This window comes from Aliiglaciecola sp. NS0011-25 (assembly GCF_040370605.1).
Taxonomy (GTDB): domain Bacteria; phylum Pseudomonadota; class Gammaproteobacteria; order Enterobacterales; family Alteromonadaceae; genus Aliiglaciecola; species Aliiglaciecola lipolytica_A.
This window is the reverse complement of sequence record NZ_BAABWR010000019.1, coordinates 87,126-104,212: the sequence shown is the minus strand read 5'-3', so window position 1 is coordinate 104,212 and position 17,087 is coordinate 87,126. Positions and strand designations below refer to the sequence as shown.

Genomic DNA, 17,087 nt, shown 5'->3' with positions numbered 1-17,087 from the left:
TTAATTCGCGTCGCTCACCGCCATCCATGACGTTTTTCAAGCCTCATCCATGAGGCCCGATTTACTTTTCTTCAACAGCTAAGAAAAGTAAATAAAAGAAGCCGTGCTCCCGCCAAGTTCTGTTACCTGCGCGACTTGCCAATTAAAGACCGCAATGATTTGTTCCCGACAAGGCATTGCTTAAATGACATCCATGTCATTTGTTCTTTATTTGTCTTCGTTGCTCGGTGAACTTGGAGTCGCTGTAAGAGACGTAAGATCAAAAGCATGCACCGAGCTTACTTATAATGCACGGGGTTTGCTTTTAATTCGCGTCGCTCACCGTCATCCATGACGTTTTTCAACCCTCACCCATGAGGCTCAATTTACTTTTCTTCAACAGCTAAGAAAAGTAAACTAAAGAAGCCAGCCTCTAGCCAAGTTCAATTGCTTAGGTAACTTTCTAAAATGGAGGTCACAGTGAGTTCTTTTAGGTAGGAGGTGTAGACGAATTAAAATCATAAGAATGACGAATCTAAATGCAATATACTGTCTTTTATGAATTTGATTTGAAAAAGGGTGCTTGAATTCCATGGCTAAGCGACCAATTACGGATGTTCCAGTAAGTGTAAAGACTCTAGAAGATTTGGCTAAGTTAAGCGACTACTCCTTAGTTGATAATCTTAATTGCGACCCTGATGCCACTCAAACAGGCGATGATTATCAGCCTAGACAAGTGTTTTCTGGGCATTATGTTCCTGTAAAGCCCACACCCATTGATGATCCTCTATATGTTGCCCACAGTGAAGCATTCTTCGCTGAATTAGGTTTTGATGACAGCCTAGCGCACACAGAGGCGTTTACTCGATTATTTTCTGGCGACATATCCGCTGTACCTTCGCCAATGCGTCCAGTTGGCTGGGCCACGGGCTACGCATTGTCAATTTACGGTACTGAATACATTCAGCAATGCCCTTTTCAAACGGGTAACGGTTATGGTGATGGCCGTGCGGTTTCTGTTCTTGAAGCTGTTATTAATGGTAAACGTTGGGAGATGCAGTTAAAAGGTGGGGGACGCACGCCTTATTGCCGCGGTGGTGATGGCCGTGCCGTATTGCGTTCAAGTGTTAGGGAATTTTTAGCGCAAGAACATATGCATGCCTTGGGTGTGCCTACGTCTCGATCTTTATGCCTGTTCGTTTCGCAATCAGAGCAGGTATGTCGCCCTTGGTATTCGCAAGGTTCGTATTCCACCAACCCAGATATGACAGTCTCTAACCCTGTGGCGATTTCAACCCGGGTAGCTCCTTCGTTTTTACGTGTTGGCCAACTTGAACTCTTTGCTCGTCGAGCGCGGGTTAATCAATATCCAGACGCACTTAAAGAGTTAGAGATGATTGCGGTGCATTTGATTGAGCGAGAATATGCAGATGAGGTCAATCGTGAATTAGCAATTGCAGATCAAATTGTGCAATTAGCCGTAGCATTTCGCGAGCGATTAACTTCGCTGATTTGTCACTGGTTGCGCGTTGGCTACTGCCAAGGAAATTTTAATAGTGATAATTGTGCTTGCGGTGGTTATACACTCGATTATGGTCCTTTTGGCTTTGTTGAGAGGTTTGAACCTTATTACCAACCCTGGACGGGGGGCGGACAACATTTTTCCTTTTTCAATCAGGGGGCCGCAGCACAGACCAATTTCAATATGTTTTGCAAAGCCTTGCAGCCTTTGCTCGTATCATCGCCTTCGGCAATGGCTTCATTGAATCAGGTAAATCTTGAGTTCGCTTCAGTCATGCAAGAAAAAACCAATACGATGTGGGCGTCTAAACTTGGCTTGTCGTCTTTTGACCCTGAATTATTCAATCAACTGATCTCGCTGATGGTACAAACCTCTGTTGACTACACTATCTTTTTTCGGGAGCTTTCAACTATCCCTGACGATATTTCTAGCTTAAGTAAAAGTTTCTACAATGCTCCATCGGGCGCATTAACAGCACAATGGGAAAAATGGCTGCATAGCTGGCGAAGTTTAATTGATAATGCTGAGGATGGTTTGCAAAAAACAGCGCAAATAATGCAGCAACTTAATCCTAAATACACATGGCGAGAATGGCTAGTCGTGCCAGCATATCAGCAAGCAAGTGTCGGGAATTTCAAACTTGTTCATGAATTGCAACAGGTATTAACACAACCCTATGCTCAGCAGCCGATTGAAATTGAGAAAAAGTACTACAGCTTAAAGCCACATGTTTATTTTGATGCGGGTGGCGTGTCTCACTACAGCTGTTCTTCTTAACTTTAACACCTTACTGGTTCCGGTGTTTTTAGGTAATTTCAATTTTGCCTTGCGTAATATGAGCACTGTTTTTTTGCTATAGGTCGGGTAACCTATGACGGGATTAAAAGTACAAGGAGTCATTTTGAACGCTAGGCGAATTTCATTTATCTTATTAATATTTTCTGGATTGGCTTGCTTGTCATTTCTTATCTGGCCAATGATGGTGATACTCATTTTGCATGGGGTTAAAGGCTTGACCGCTAGTGATATGGGTATTGCTGTTTTCCTTACGCTGTTCATACTTACATATCCAATTACCGTATCTATTGGCTTTATTATGTCTTTGGAAGGCTATCGTAAAGCAAAGATTAAAAATGGTTTATTGGGTTTATCCGTTTCTTTAGGGCATTTAATGATTGTGTTTATTTTTATGTACTTTAAGGGCGGTAATTAGTACTAGTAAAACATAAGTTACAGCACAAACATCAAGCTTTGTTTTCTATCGCCACTGACGAAGTTTTGCGAGTAAACAAAATTAACCTAATGATTTTTGATTTGTATTAGCTCTGTAGTCTTGAGGCGATTCGTTAGTGTATCGCTTAAAAGTACGACAAAATGCACTTATCTCAGCAAAAGCAATGTCATTGGATTTTCTTCCAATTGTTATTTTTGTAGTTGATTAGTAATACGTCGAACCTTCCACTGTTTGCAAAAACCTCAGTGATCACCCTAATTTTTGTGATACTGCAACAGACCTTATCTACTTAAAGTTTCATCCAGTCCGCTTCTTACCTTTTCTAATGCGGCAGCAAGGAAGGTAATCACGTTCTCGATCTGCAAAACTCGCTCTTTGAATTCTGCAGTTTTGGCGACTACAACATTTTCAGTCATAGAAGGATCATAACTGTCTAAAAAAGCTTTCATGAGTTCGCTAAGGTCGACGAATGAAATGTCAGTCTTTTTTGCGCTGTTAACAAACACATAATGTCTATTCCCATCGTTTATTGGGGCGCATATTCATTGGCTCGCTCATTCTGTAATAATTTTAATCAACTATTTTCAATTGTTAATTGAGCGCTAAAAAAATTATGCTATGTTTGTTCATGCTAGCCTCTAAATGATTTAGTCTTTAGCAAGCTAACTCTGGTTCTGGTCGAGGAGGCTGGCCCTTTTTATAGAGGTTCTTGTGAAATCATTCTGTGGATCAATTAATCATCAAAATTAGGGGGGGATATGGACATACCAAATGGCATTACAATAGGCTCGAAAGTGGCAGTAATTCCCGGTTACGCCTCGGGATTTACACATAGTGGAAGTGTGATTGATCTTTTGAATAAACAGAATTACTGTTGGATAAACAGAGGGGATCCAATCGCAGAATTCAAAATTAATGGAAGTTACAATAATAACGTATTGTCTAGGTTAATTGCTTCTAAAGTTCATTCTGTTTATGTTCCTAGTCCTGTTTCTGGACTTCTGTTGAACACCAAGTTAAAGGATGAAACGTTATCCTACCTCGAAGATTGGAATTCATTGAAAGCGCCTCCATTAGTTAACTTTGATGTGCTATTACCAGATGATGAACCAAAGCCCGAAACGGGGAAATACATGTATAAAAATATGTGTAATCTTGCTCGTCAAATGAGTCATTACTATTATAAAAATTCTCGGTATTGGAGCATGGAAGCTTTTTCCCCTGATATTTTGACACGTTTAATAGATGTACAGTTAAGCGTGAATCCTCTCATATTTGATGTTTTACCCAAATGGGCGGATCATTTAGATGAGGCGCGTATAAATAAGCCGGAATTAAGACCCTATATCAAGCATATTCGTGCTATTGAAAATTAATAACGGCATAGCTAGCTAACCCATAAAATAGCGACCTCTATAAGGGGGTTTGTGTAAAAGCATTGAGATTAGATAGGCATTCATCAATCAAAAGATATTTATTCAGGTAGTTGCTATCTAACTATAGTCTGCATCCGCCTGAAGACTTTTAGGAATTCAAGCATGTGTTTGTTTCCGATTGAAACCTGGGTATTGTGCATAAGGTGCAAAAATTGAACAAAACTTATCTTTTTGACTGGGGCGATACATTGATGGTCGACTTTCCAGATCAGCAAGGAAAAATGTGCAACTGGTCAAAGGTGGAAGCTGTGGCAGGGGCATATGAAACATTACAGTCGATCGCAGCCAATTCCACTATTTATGTAGCAACCAATGCGGCAGAATCAACTGCTTTAGACATTGCAGCCGCGTTCGCAAAAGTGGGACTTGCAAAGTTTATCGCTGGCTATTTTGGTCGCTTCAACCTAGGCGTAGCAAAAGGCAGCAGTGAATTCTATGTGAAAATAGCAGCCAATATAAAGCAGCAAACATCCAATATGGTGATGGTTGGTGATAGTCTAGAAAGGGATATTATTCCTGCCATAGAAGCTGGACTAGAGGCGATTTGGCTTAATCATTCTAATCAGCCAATGCCGTCTAATTTAACCTGTCGGCAAATTAAAAGCTTAGATGAACTTTGCACTTAACACCGCCTTCTAGGTATAGGATGGTGCCAAATACGTTACATATTTATTCGGCAAAGGAAAAATCGGCTCTCAACTTCAATGTGGTGGCGAAGGCTTAATGATCCACTGTTCGTTAACAACAATTGCTATTAGAATTAGGCTATAGAAAGGTGGCAGAGCGCTATGTTGTAATGAATACGGAATCAGCTTAAGCGTACGCGCTAAATGTTTTAAATACCCTAAGCGCTAATAACATGGTGGCGCTTTCATTCACATGGATTTTAACCGGCTAATTTACTGATAGTATTAATGACTTATGTTGTGAAAGTGAGCCAGAAATGCATATAAATTAGTTATATTTGAGACGTTAGTCGAGTGAAGTTTTAAATCAGCACTGGATGATCTAAAAAAGTTGTGTGAGCGTAAATTAAGTATATTTTTAGACAAAGATTACCTAATGAGATTATCCAAAGAAAGTGAATCACGAATTATTGAGATGGCGTGGGAAGATAGAACTACCTTTGAGGCGATAGAGCTACAATTTGGTTTAAATGAGTCTGAAGTGATTTCATTCATGCGCAGTCAATTAAAACTGGGGAGTTTTAAGCTTTGGCGTTCACGGGTTGCTGGACGCTCAACAAAGCATCTTAAGCGTCGAAGTTTAGATGTCTCGCGAGGTTATTGTCCTACTCAATACAAACAACGCTAAAAGTTAAATATAGTATCCATTTAAAAGTTAGTATGCCGTTCTAAGCGTCTTTATCATTTAACGGTCATACCTGGTTTTTAGTTTACGGTCTTCCTCTTATATTGGGTTTTGATTTTTAGTGAAGCCTTTGGTTATTTTACTCCTTTGCATGTAACGAAATTCAATCAATCTGCAGCCTGTTTTTCAACAGATTTAGATGGCAATTTATCTATATCTTCCCCTACATTGCGACTGTAAATCGCTGCATTCGCTTCTTTAATTGGAAAGTTAAATGAGCTCATTTAAAACACCCAAAAAAAATTAAGTATCTGTATCTTTGTGACTTATTTTAGCCAATAATTATCCGTTTTTTTATCAGCTATTATGGGTTAAAAGCTGGTATGAAAACCCCATCAGCAGATTTAATCTACAACCACATAAAGGTGTATATGAAAATAGACCTTTAAGTCGTGACTGTAATGGTCGTGGCCTGTAATGAAAGACTGCTCAGCTAAATTAAATGTTAATTACCAAGGAGAGTAGTGATGAAGTTATACTGTTTAGGACTGTTTTTTATTATCTTTGTGAGTGGTTGTTCATCTGTCCCGAATGTAAAACTAAAAAAAGAAAATTTCGAGCAATTACAGACTGTAAAACTCGAAGCTAGTCCAAATGACAATTCGATGCTATCCGCGATAAGCACCGTCGAGGTTCAATGGACAGGTGTCAGTTATCATCATTTTGGAATTGCTAGTGATGGTCTAGGAGTAAGAGAGCTTACATTACAATTTATGGATGAACACCAAATAAGTCTTAATGAGATTGTGCAGAACCAATTTATTGAAAAAGTAAACGCAGATAACTTGAAGATTCGATTTGATAGTAACTCGCAAAATAAGTTGGTTATTACACTCAATGTGGTGGTGTTAGGAATGGTTCATGGTTTTTCTGACGAGTTTAATTCTCGTTTCAATATCGCTGCACAGTTATTTGATAGCGCGGGTAACATTATCTGGTCGTATAATGCTATTCCGATTTCTCCCGTTGCACCTGGATATTCAATAAAGTTAAAAACGTTATTTTCATCGAAAGAATCAATGATGAAGTTTTTTAATGCAGCTTCAGAACCTATTGTGCAAAAACTGTATGATGATTTTAAGCGGGATCTAATGTAAACCTAACGAACTTAAAGTTTGGGCTGATTCATGGTGTGGATTTGCGGCTTAAATGTTTAACCTAAATTAAGAAAAATATGTTGCAACTTAACGAACTATTAAAAAAATTTGAAAGCCAATTGAGCGCTGGGAGTCATGATTCACCTGCGAATCAGGCGTTGACCGACGAAGCTAAAGCGTTTATGAATACGAATCCAGAGTCCAGAGTTAAACTTGGTCCTTTGGTTGGAAAATTAAAGTCTATGCCGAAGCAGAACCCTGATTTAAATTTAAATTGGGTCGCACTGTTGAATGGTTGTATTGCTATTGGGCATCGTCCAAAAGTGAAGATGCTTGAGAATATGAAGGCTTGTGGGGCTACTCACATATTCACCTTACTTTCTGAAAAAGAGGGTGCTAAAGATATAGGGCGTGCAACTGTAAAAAACGGTTTAAGCTGGTTGTGGTTGTCACTAGAGTCGGCGGAGCCGCCTGAGCCGAGTAGATTTGAAGAAATAGATGATATTTTTAACCTTTGTGTAAAGGCGCTACAAAATGGCGCTCAAATATATATCCATTGTTCTGCAGGAATTCATCGCACCGGCATGATAGCTTATGCTTTATTCCGATATGTAGGTTTAGATTCTGGCAAGTCCACATCCTTGTTACAACAATTAAGGGATGTAACCAGCGAAAATGTAGGTGAGCACAGAAAAAATTGGGGCGACACCTATGCCAATCAGTTGACAAAAGGTTGAGTCAGGCGTGATTTAATCGACGGTTTTTGAATCCAGCAAAGACGAGTGGTCGCAGTAAAGCAAAATTCTGTTGCATGCACCTCACAAGATCACTTAGCTGTTCTTATCACCTTAGGAATGGGAATTGGGTTATCAAAACGTGTTAATTATGGGGGGGTGGTTTTAAATAATAGGGAGCCTTTTAGGTGTACAAAAAGTTATTAGTTAGTTTTTATATTGGCATGTACGCAATTAATGCGACAGCAAAACAAAGTGATTTTGATGCGGTTTTACAATGTCATACCCATGCTGACACACCAGGAATGGCTGTTAGGTTAGATCAGTCTGGTAAACATATTTACAGTGGCGCGGCGGGGATCGCAAATATCGAAACAATGGAAGCGCTGCAAATAGACGATATATTTCAGATAGGCTCGGTGACTAAAACATTTACTGCTGCTGCGATTTTAAAATTATCAGAACAGAAAAAACTATCTCTACAAGACACATTAGGCCAGTTTATTGAAGATATTAATCCAGAATATAATGATTTAACTATTGATCGTGTTTTAAGTCATACTTCTGGCTTACCTGATTATTTAGCTGACCCTTCGGTAGCTATGCTTTATGACCATTACGCTGCTATCGATCAGGTTATTCAAAGAATTAGTAAGCAACCCCTTAGCGCAAAGTCCGGTCTGAAATATCGCTATTCCAATTTAGGCTATGTTTTATTGGGCAAAGTGATTGAAGTCACCTCCGGCATGCCTTATGACCAGTTCATGCTTAAAACCTTCTTTAAACCATTAAAAATGGACGATACTTTTGTTATTACTAGTGGAACATCTGCCGGAAAAGTGAAAGGTTACACCAGTAGCCGTAACCAACCCGAACACTATCTTATTCCAGAAGAAGTGACAGACAGAGCATGGAAAGTTGATCGCAGTTGGATCTATTCTGCTGGTGCTATTGCCTCGACACTCAAAGACATGAGTCTTTGGCAAAACGGATTAAAATCGGGACTGGTTATTTCCGAACAAAGTTATCAATTAATGACCAGTAACGCGCGATTGGATAATAATCAGCCTGTGAATTACGGTTATGGACTAGATGTATTCTCGATAAGTGGATTACAGAGTGTTAGTCATCAAGGTATGGTTCCGGGATTTTTTGCTTGGCATGTCTATTTTCCAAGTGAAGATTTAACCGCTACTGCTTTTACTAATATAGATAGCAAGCATCCAGGTCCAGCGTTGTTAGACATGATAGGGCTTCAATTAAAGCTTTCACCTAAGCCAATTGGTGGGGAACAAGAAGTCGATGATTTAGCGACATCTTTGGTCGGCAATTATCGGGCTCCAGATTCGAAAATTTTAACGATTTCATTCGAACAGGGGACACTTTATTCCCAATATCAAGGCGAGAATAAACGAAAGCTTATCCCACGAGAAAATGATTCATATTCCTATGAGTGCACAGAAAATTACTTTCAGTTAAGAACTGTGGAAGGAAACGCCGAACTTGTTCCGGTTTACCTGTACCAAGGGGAACAAGAAAGCTTGATTAAATTGTCAATTTAAGAAAATGATTAAGTCATTGCTTGAACATCGATGCAGCAGCCGAGTATGGCGGATATGTGGTCTTTAGCTGTAGCAGCGTATATCAATGATCATTGTTTAGGAAATACATGCCAGATTTTTTACTTTCTCAAGTGCTAGTTACATTCACTCTTACGATAGAGTGCTTTGCTATGCAACTTAAGGATAAAAATCGTCTTTTAGCGCTTTTATCCGTTAGCTGTTTGTTTAATGGTTTTCATTATCTGTTACTTGATCAACCGACTGCAGGTTATATTTTCCTGTTTTCTAGTTTTCGGTTTTTACTTTCGATCAAATGGAAATTTCAATGGATGGCAGCCGTGTCACTTGTCGTTAGTTTATTTATTACCGTTTATACGTATATTGGTTTTTTGAGTATTTTAGGGTTTGCTGCGACGGTTTTTGTTACCACAGGCTCATTTAGTCATAACGATAAGTTTTTGCGGATTATGATGATATTGGGAGGATCATTATGGCTAATACATAATATTATTTTATGGTCTCCTGTAGGTATATTAGTTGAAATCGTTTTTGTTGGCAGCAGTGCAGTGGGGTTTTATCGCTATTACATTGCCCGTAAATTAAGTAAACCCACAGTATAATCAATCACCAGTATTCAGGCCTTGTGAGATGTATTGAGTGCATTAATGACGATCATGGCTATTTAAAGTGGATTGCTAAAAATCAGAATATAGCAGCTAAAGTTAATAATTAACTTTTGCCTTGATAATTGACAACCTTTCGGTTCTCAAATAAACAAACAACAGGTTACAAGTATGAGAATTTTAACTGCGTTAACGTTGATTTTTGTTTTCACTCAAAATAGCTTGGCACAAAATTCCATCGACTCTCAAGTTGACCGCTTACATCAATATGTTGGGCATTGGGTAAGTAGCGAGCATGCCGGTACAGAAAGTATCGCCACATTTCCAGCCATTAGAATGCACAATACTTCGACTATGAATAAGCTTTCGATGCAAGTAGAAGTGCTGCAATATCAAGATGGGAAATATCTTCCCATACTGACTGAGCTGATTGGTTATGATGCTAAGAGCAAGAAAATTATTGCGTTAGGACAAAATCAGCATGGCGTTATTTTCAAAGGAATGGGGCGTTTTACATCTGAAACCAAATGGGAAATGCAAGATCTGGATATGTTGGGTAACTTTTATTTGCGAGTCGAATTTGACTTTCAAAGTCCAACCAATGTGTTACTAGAAGGTTATGATGAATCCGGTAAAAGTCTTTGGAAAACCCGCTATATTAAATCAAATCCAAAGGATAAAAATATTGGTATTCAATTGGTTTCTGTCCATCAGCAAATGTTGAAAGATCCCGAAAAAACACTGCGTGAGTTGGCTAGAATGGGTTATAGCTATGTGGAAACATTTGTTTATGAAAATGGTACTTTTTATGGCATGTCAGCAACAGAGTTTCGGGATTTAGTCGAAGGCAACGGCATACAGTTTTGGGGTTCGATGACGTTTCATGATCTCCCTGCTGCTGATGATTGGGAAGACGCGTTGGAATGGTGGTCAAAAACCATAGATGATCACGTGGCAGCAGGAGTAAAGTATTTAACAACGTCCAACAATCAACTTTCATCCATAAAAAACAAAGGTGAACTAAAACGCTATAGCGATTATTACAATGCGATAGGGAAATTATGCCGTGAAAAGGGGATCACTTTCGCTTTCCACAATCACGCTGATGAATTTAAAACTGTTGAAGGCACCCGCATTTATGATTACTTTTTGGAACATACCGATCCCGAATATGTTTATTTTCAAGCTGACATCTATTGGATGCAAGTAGCTGGTGTTGAACCCATCGATTATTTTAAAAAATATTCAGATCGATTTTTAAGTTGGCACATCAAAGATTATAAGGAATTGGGGGCAAGTGGCGAGATTGATTGGATGGCGTTATTTCATCATGCTGACTTTAACCCGCCAAAATACATGGTTGCCGAAGTGGAAGATTATTCCTACCCGCCTATGCACAGTGTGCAGTTGGCATGGGAATATTTGTACCATAGTGTATTAAAGTAAACTGCATTCCATTGTGCTTACTATTGCAGTGTTAGTGCTGCTTGATTTTATTGAAGAATCGACAGGATGAGTGTTGTGTCCCATGATGAACGAGTCTCTGAACATTATTTACATGGCGATTTGCTAAGTGCCATCGAAGCAGCGCTTTGTGCCCTGGGTAAAACCTCCGAAAATCTAACCTTAGACGATCTAGCTCCAGTCGATGAGTTCCATATCGGTGGACGTTTAGCAACAGATCATCTCATTGACCAACTTAAGTTTTCTAAGCGAAGTCACTTGTTAGATGTTGGTTGTGGTTTAGGGGGCGCTGCACGACACCTAGCTTCTAAACATGAAAGCCGCGTTACCGGGATAGATTTAACATCGGAATATGTCGAAACAGGAAATGCCTTGAGTGGCTGGTTGAATCTTGACGAATATATTAGGCTTTATCACGGAAGTGCTTTATCAATGCCGTTTCAAGATAATATGTTCGATGGCGGTTATATGCTGCATGTTGGAATGAATATAGAGAATAAAACATCGTTATTCTGTGAAATATATCGTGTGTTGAAACCTGGCTCAGCTTTTGGGGTGTATGATGTTATGCGTCAAAACGATGGTGAACTGATCTATCCAGTCCCGTGGGCGACTGAAAGTAGTAACAGTAAATTATCCACTCCAAGCCAATACAAAAAGGCCTTAAGTGGTGCTGGCTTTGCGGTTTCAAGTGTAAATAATCGGGTCGATTTTGCCCTTGACTTTTTTAGGCAGCTACGAGCAAAAACACAGTCTAGTAGCGATACTTCACCGTTAGGACTACATATTTTGATGCAGGACAACACGGCACTTAAAATGAAAAATATGATTGAAAATATTACTAATGGGCTCGTTGCTCCCGTTGAAATTATTGCTAAAAAGGTTTGAGGTTTATAACAAAAAAGCTGCAAGTAAGAAGTGATCAAGCGTTTAAAATTTGTGATTATATATCTGTAGAAACATAATCAGGTCAACGATTTGGGTTTTCAGTTGAAGCCATAACTGTTGTAGGATAATTAAATTGAATGAATTTAAAATTTCATCGAATCCCAACGATTTAGATATAGAGGTGATTCACTCTTTTATGTCTAAAACTTCGTGGGCTAAAAATATTCCCCTTGAAACCTTTAAAAAGTCGATTACGAATTCGTTAGTATTTGGCGCATATAACCAGTTGGGCGAGCAGGTGGGGTTTGCTCGTGTTATTACCGATAAAGCAACATTTGCGTATCTTGGAGATGTGTTCGTAGCAGAATTATATCGCGGTTTGGGGATCAGCAAATTACTTATGCAAGCTGTAGTGTCCCATCCAGACTTGCAAGGTTTACGTCGTTTTATGTTAGCAACAAGTGATGCTCATGGTCTGTATTCTCAATTTGGGTTTCAAAGCCTAGAAAACCCCGACATAATTATGCAAATTTGGCAGCCTAATATCTATGATTAGAGTAGGAGCTAAGCCATCGGTTGAGTAACGTTTTTACAACTTATGCTAGGCTTTGCAAATTTAATACGTACGCAGAAGCTAACACCTAGGGTGATAGAGATAGTTTGCAGTTAATCATGCGTGATAGATCAAATTATTATTAGGGATTGAAGGACATGAAAAGATATTTTGGAGGGTTAGTCGTAATTGCTTGTTTAAGCTTTGCGTTGCCAGTTTTCGCTGACAGTACCGTCAAATTTAATAAAGAGTTAGATGGGTTTGAATATCCATTTGACGTACATACTTTTATTTTCAATTCGCAAAATCAAGAACTGAAAATGCGCTATATGGATGTGGGCAACAAAGACGCAGAAAAGGTCATAGTGCTGTTACATGGTAAAAACTTCTCCGGTTACTACTGGGAGAAAGTGGCGAACGATCTGGTGAAGCAAGATTACCGAGTAATTATTCCCGATCAGATTGGTTTTGGTAAGTCATCTAAACCCAATTATTATCAGTATAGTTTTGCTCAACTGGGTTTAAATACTAAGTCGTTGTTGGATAGTTTGAAGATTGGAAAGTATGACATTGTAGGTCATTCTATGGGCGGAATGTTAGCAGTGACCTTTGCTGTAAATTACACTGATTCAGTGAACAAACTCATCCTAATTAACCCTATTGGACTTGAAAATTATAGTGAATACGTAGAATTTAAAGATATAAATTTCTTTTATGCAAGAGAGCTCAAAACGACCTTGGCTGGGGCAATAAATTATCAAAAAAATAATTACTATGACGGCAAATGGTCAACTGAATATGAAAAGTTACTTGTTCCCTTAGCAGGAATGTTAGCCGGTGACGATTGGCAAATTGTTGCTTGGAACAATGCATTGACCTATGGGCCCATATTTTCTGAAAATATTGTCGCTAAGTTTCCTCAAATCCAAAATAAGACCTTTTTGATTATCGGCACACGCGATAAGACGGGGCCTGGTCGAGGTTGGCTAAAATCTGGAGTCACTAGAAAATTAGGTGAATATACTAAACTTGGTAAACAGGCTCACAGCATAATCAAGGATTCGGTTTTGTTTGAGTTAGAAGGGTTAGGGCACATGCCACATTTTGAAGATTACCCAGCCTTTATTGAGGCGTTTCACAAAGCGCTTGAGCAATAATAGAGAATTAATTTTGATTAACCCTAATCCGCATTAGGCACTAGTGACGAGCGCCTTGTAACGTATCTGTAGCCAAAAAAGAATGAACATTGGCTACATCGCGGCTTATATCTTGGCTTTGCTGCGGCTGATGTTCAATTTTCCCGAAACGTCTGTAAATTAGATAACACTGTTAATTTTTGTGCCGAAGGTAGACCAATTACGCCACAATGGGCATGCGCTTACGCGATGACTTATCAGCAATTCGATTTCATTGTTAATACTAGAAAGTTTAAGAAAAATAATCTTTGTGATTATTTAGTCTACGCTTTATAGAACGCAAGAAAACAGGTTAGACGTTTAACTGTAGGTTTGCGGCAGAATGAGTTAATCAGTTTACATAATTAAAATTATGCTGTTGTGTCTAAAAGTCAGTCGGTAACCGTATATTATTACCAATTTGTTATTATTATTTTAAATTTGGTAATGACATATGGTTTTAGATCTCCTACAATGGTTTGATCATTTGGTAATGACATTGCATATGTGATTTTTAAATTTGCTAATTGGTGTGAATGGTAGAGTTTCAAAATTGGCTATAATTAGTCAGGATATTTTTGCAAAAGGCTAACCTTTAATTTACGTATTTATTTATTCGTAATTGTTAGATAAGCAAACATCTATTTGAGTAAATTCCATTTTTTAATCACCGATTGAGTCATTCAAGAACAGCAATATTGATAGCTGTTCTACATTTGCTTAAATTTTAACAGGTGTATATTCTTTTATACTCAACTTTACATACCAAAACTCCAGGAGTTAGAAATGACAAAACCAGTAATCGGTTTCATCGGCCTCGGTCTGATGGGCGGCAATATGGTAGAAAATTTGCAGAAAAAAGGCTACGAGCCAATTGTAATGGATCTGAATAAAGATGCTGTTGCAGCAGTTGTTGCACGAGGCGGAAAAGCCGCAACTTCTGCAGCTGAATTAGCTGCAGCAAGTGATATCATCATGCTTGCCCTTACTACCTCTGAAATTGTCGAGAAAGTTGTTTACGGCGAAGACGGTATCCTTGCAGGCATTAAAGAAGGTGCTGTATTGATTGATTTCGGAACATCGATTCCGGCTTCTACTCGTAAGATTGGTGCTGATCTTGCCAAGAAAGGTGCGGGCATGGTTGATGCTCCTTTAGGTCGTACTCCAGCTCACGCTAAAGACGGTCTTCTAAATATCATGGCTTCTGGAGATAAAGCTACGTTTGACAAAGTTAAACCAGTGCTTGACCAACAAGGCGAAAATGTCTTTTATCTTGGTGCACTAGGTGCCGGTCATACTACTAAACTAATTAACAACTTCATGGGTATGACAACGGTTTGTACTATGTCACAAGCTTTTGCTGTAGCTGATCGTGCAGGTGTTGACCGTCAACAATTGTTCGACATCATGTCTACTGGTCCATCTAATTCACCATTTATGCAATTCTGTAAGAATTACGCTGTTGATGGTGTAAGTGATTTAGGTTTTTCTATTGCTAATGCAAATAAAGATCTAGGTTATTTCCTTAAGATGGTTGAAGATCTTGGTACACGTGCTGAAATTGCTGAAGGTACTTCTCATAACCTTCAAGCTGCATTCGATGAAGGCATGGGTAACGGTAACGTTCCAGAAATCTTCGATTACTTCCTTAAGTTGGAAAAGTAATAAAGATTTAATTGGAGCCAAGCATAACGCTTGGTTCCATTAAATAAGTACCCTCATATTAGCTGCGGTCACTGTGTAATCAGGCTGAGCTAGTATGGTTTGAATCCGATAACTAAATCGTTGAATATGTGTTTGTAGTTTGCTTGTCAGCTCTCACTTTTCATCAGTTTAATTATCGGATTTTTTGTATGTGGCGAACAAAGAATCCAATTGAAGTGAGTGTTGGTATAATTATTAGCAAATGTCTTTGCTATTTTTCATATAAATTTCAACCTCATGTTGTTTGTTTACCTAAAAACGTACCGGCAGTGTTGAGCTGTGCTGCAGAGCTATAAGCCGCAAATGCTTACAATTACCTCTATTGCTGCCTTTTAGATTTAGCCGTAAACTTGCATAACAATGGTAAATTTGAAGGTACATGGTTATCTGGTCTAGTCTGCAAAAACGAGCGATAATAGGACTGTTTTTACTGTCAATTTTAGGACTCTTGCTCTTCGCTTTTTATTGGAATGAAGCCCGTAAAGAGGTGGTTTTTCTGTGTGCTAATTTTAGCCAAGGAGTGAGCAAAACTAGTGTCTTGAGGCAGCTCAAAACAGTTAATCTTTCGAGCTTTACAATGCAGAAAACTACAAGCGGAGATTTAATAGTATTAAGCAGTGTGTTTAATTTTGAAATTTACCAATGTGTTATTGAAATAGATTCAAATGGACAAGTACACAGGGCGCAAATCAAATAGAATATAGTCCTACTTTGTTTTTAATATTCCCGTTTTACCTACATATTCATTAATTAGGACTCAAATTGCTTTCTGACTTAAATTTTTCGTTGCAGATAACCACACCTATATTCTTTATCATTGGCTTGGGCTTTTTATTCAAACGCATTGGTTGGTTGAATGATGATTTTGCCAAAATGGGGTCCGCTTTAGTATTTAAAGTCACCTTACCGTGTTTGCTTTTCACAAAACTATCAATGACTGATTTTACGCAAGGTTTACCCACTGCATTGGTGATTTACGGCTTTATTGCGACCCTAGTTTTGTTTCTGTTTCTGGACGTTTTCGCCACACGATTTATTTCTGAACGAGCGGATAAAGGCGTATTTGTGCAAGGTGCGTTTAGAAGTAACATGGGGATTATTAGTTTAGCTTTTGTGGTCAGCGCATATGGCGAAGACACGCTAGCTATTGCGTCAATCTATTTGGCGGTAATAACCATATTGTTTAACGTCTTGTCAGTGGTGACGTTGTCGCGACACATGCATCAAAATGGCTCAAATGGGTTCGCTTCTATTTTCCTCAATATTGGTAAAAACCCGTTAATTATCTCTATTGTTTTAGGTGTGGCTGTTTCACTGTTGAATGTGCCTGTGCCTGAAATAGCGCTGCATACAGGTGAATACTTCGCTGGTATGACGCTGCCATTGGCTTTGTTATGTGCCGGAGCGTCTATTCGAATCAAGGAATTCCATTCTTCCTCGGTACTTTATTGGTCATCCGCTATGAAGTTAATAGTGCTTCCTTTGGTGATAACACTAGGTGGCGTTCTTATTGGGTTTAGAGGTGAGGAGCTTGGTGTCTTGTACCTTATGTGTGCGTCCCCCACAGCAGCGGCCAGTTATCCAATGGTACAAGCTATGCACGGTAATCATTACTTGGCTGCCGCCATCATTGCGGTGACCAGCATAGGCTCAATGTTAACCACTACTTTAGGTATATTTTTATTGAAAGTATTTGAATTAATTTAGGTGTTAACTGCTGGATTTTAGATGCTCAGCGGCTAATT

General features: G+C 38.9%; 16 protein-coding genes. 15 read left to right on the top strand and 1 reads right to left on the bottom strand.

Features of this window, described 5'->3' with window-relative positions:
- Positions 1-571 precede the first annotated feature (571 nt).
- Together ABWV72_RS16400 and ABWV72_RS16395 are read left to right on the top strand one after the other, a co-directional pair.
- A complete protein-coding gene (locus tag ABWV72_RS16400; protein WP_353371774.1) occupies positions 572-2,278 on the top strand; it encodes a protein adenylyltransferase SelO in 1,707 nt (568 codons plus the stop codon).
- 94 nt (positions 2,279-2,372) lie between these two features.
- On the top strand, positions 2,373-2,714 hold the full coding sequence (locus ABWV72_RS16395; protein ID WP_353371772.1) for a hypothetical protein: 342 nt from the start codon (positions 2,373-2,375) through the stop codon (positions 2,712-2,714).
- Between the two features lie 302 nt (positions 2,715-3,016).
- On the opposite strand, the gene ABWV72_RS16385 is transcribed toward ABWV72_RS16395, so the two are convergent.
- Positions 3,017-3,184, bottom strand: a complete 168-nt coding sequence (locus tag ABWV72_RS16385) for a hypothetical protein (protein ID WP_216046714.1) — start codon at positions 3,182-3,184, stop codon at positions 3,017-3,019.
- Between the two features lie 309 nt (positions 3,185-3,493).
- On the opposite strand from ABWV72_RS16385, the gene ABWV72_RS16380 reads away from it, so the two are divergent.
- The 13 genes from ABWV72_RS16380 (at position 3,494) to ABWV72_RS16320 (ending at position 17,049) form a co-directional block, all read left to right on the top strand.
- Positions 3,494-4,111 carry a hypothetical protein gene (locus ABWV72_RS16380; protein WP_353371770.1) on the top strand — a complete coding sequence of 206 codons (618 nt, stop codon included), beginning with the start codon at positions 3,494-3,496 and terminating at the stop codon, positions 4,109-4,111.
- 212 nt (positions 4,112-4,323) lie between these two features.
- Positions 4,324-4,797 carry an HAD family hydrolase gene (locus ABWV72_RS16375; RefSeq protein ID WP_353371768.1) on the top strand — a complete coding sequence of 158 codons (474 nt, stop codon included), beginning with the start codon at positions 4,324-4,326 and terminating at the stop codon, positions 4,795-4,797.
- Between the two features lie 436 nt (positions 4,798-5,233).
- Positions 5,234-5,485: a TIGR03643 family protein gene (locus ABWV72_RS16370; RefSeq protein ID WP_353371766.1), complete on the top strand. Its 252-nt coding sequence runs from the start codon at positions 5,234-5,236 to the stop codon at positions 5,483-5,485.
- A gap of 524 nt (positions 5,486-6,009) precedes the next feature.
- Positions 6,010-6,639, top strand: a complete 630-nt coding sequence (locus ABWV72_RS16365) for a hypothetical protein (protein WP_216046710.1) — start codon at positions 6,010-6,012, stop codon at positions 6,637-6,639.
- 77 nt (positions 6,640-6,716) lie between these two features.
- Positions 6,717-7,376 (top strand): protein-tyrosine phosphatase family protein, encoded by a 660-nt coding sequence (locus tag ABWV72_RS16360; RefSeq protein ID WP_353371764.1) that lies wholly within the window; start codon positions 6,717-6,719, stop codon positions 7,374-7,376.
- A 185-nt stretch (positions 7,377-7,561) separates the two neighbouring features.
- The gene (locus ABWV72_RS16355) at positions 7,562-8,935 is read left to right on the top strand and encodes a serine hydrolase domain-containing protein (protein ID WP_353371762.1); all 1,374 of its coding nucleotides are present in this window, start codon (positions 7,562-7,564) and stop codon (positions 8,933-8,935) included.
- A 107-nt stretch (positions 8,936-9,042) separates the two neighbouring features.
- Positions 9,043-9,555 (top strand): YgjV family protein, encoded by a 513-nt coding sequence (locus ABWV72_RS16350; RefSeq protein WP_216046708.1) that lies wholly within the window; start codon positions 9,043-9,045, stop codon positions 9,553-9,555.
- Between the two features lie 174 nt (positions 9,556-9,729).
- Entirely contained in the window at positions 9,730-11,004 is a 1,275-nt protein-coding gene (locus ABWV72_RS16345; protein WP_353371760.1) for a sugar phosphate isomerase/epimerase family protein, read from the top strand.
- Between the two features lie 66 nt (positions 11,005-11,070).
- Positions 11,071-11,910, top strand: a complete 840-nt coding sequence (locus ABWV72_RS16340; RefSeq protein WP_353371758.1) for a class I SAM-dependent methyltransferase — start codon at positions 11,071-11,073, stop codon at positions 11,908-11,910.
- A 133-nt stretch (positions 11,911-12,043) separates the two neighbouring features.
- Positions 12,044-12,466 carry a GNAT family N-acetyltransferase gene (locus ABWV72_RS16335; RefSeq protein WP_353371756.1) on the top strand — a complete coding sequence of 141 codons (423 nt, stop codon included), beginning with the start codon at positions 12,044-12,046 and terminating at the stop codon, positions 12,464-12,466.
- A gap of 155 nt (positions 12,467-12,621) precedes the next feature.
- Complete coding sequence (locus ABWV72_RS16330) at positions 12,622-13,620, top strand: alpha/beta fold hydrolase (RefSeq protein WP_353371754.1); 999 nt, start codon at positions 12,622-12,624, stop codon at positions 13,618-13,620.
- An 804-nt stretch (positions 13,621-14,424) separates the two neighbouring features.
- Entirely contained in the window at positions 14,425-15,303 is an 879-nt protein-coding gene (locus ABWV72_RS16325) for an NAD(P)-dependent oxidoreductase (RefSeq protein ID WP_216046704.1), read from the top strand.
- Between the two features lie 801 nt (positions 15,304-16,104).
- Positions 16,105-17,049 carry an AEC family transporter gene (locus tag ABWV72_RS16320; protein ID WP_216046702.1) on the top strand — a complete coding sequence of 315 codons (945 nt, stop codon included), beginning with the start codon at positions 16,105-16,107 and terminating at the stop codon, positions 17,047-17,049.
- Positions 17,050-17,087 lie beyond the last annotated feature (38 nt).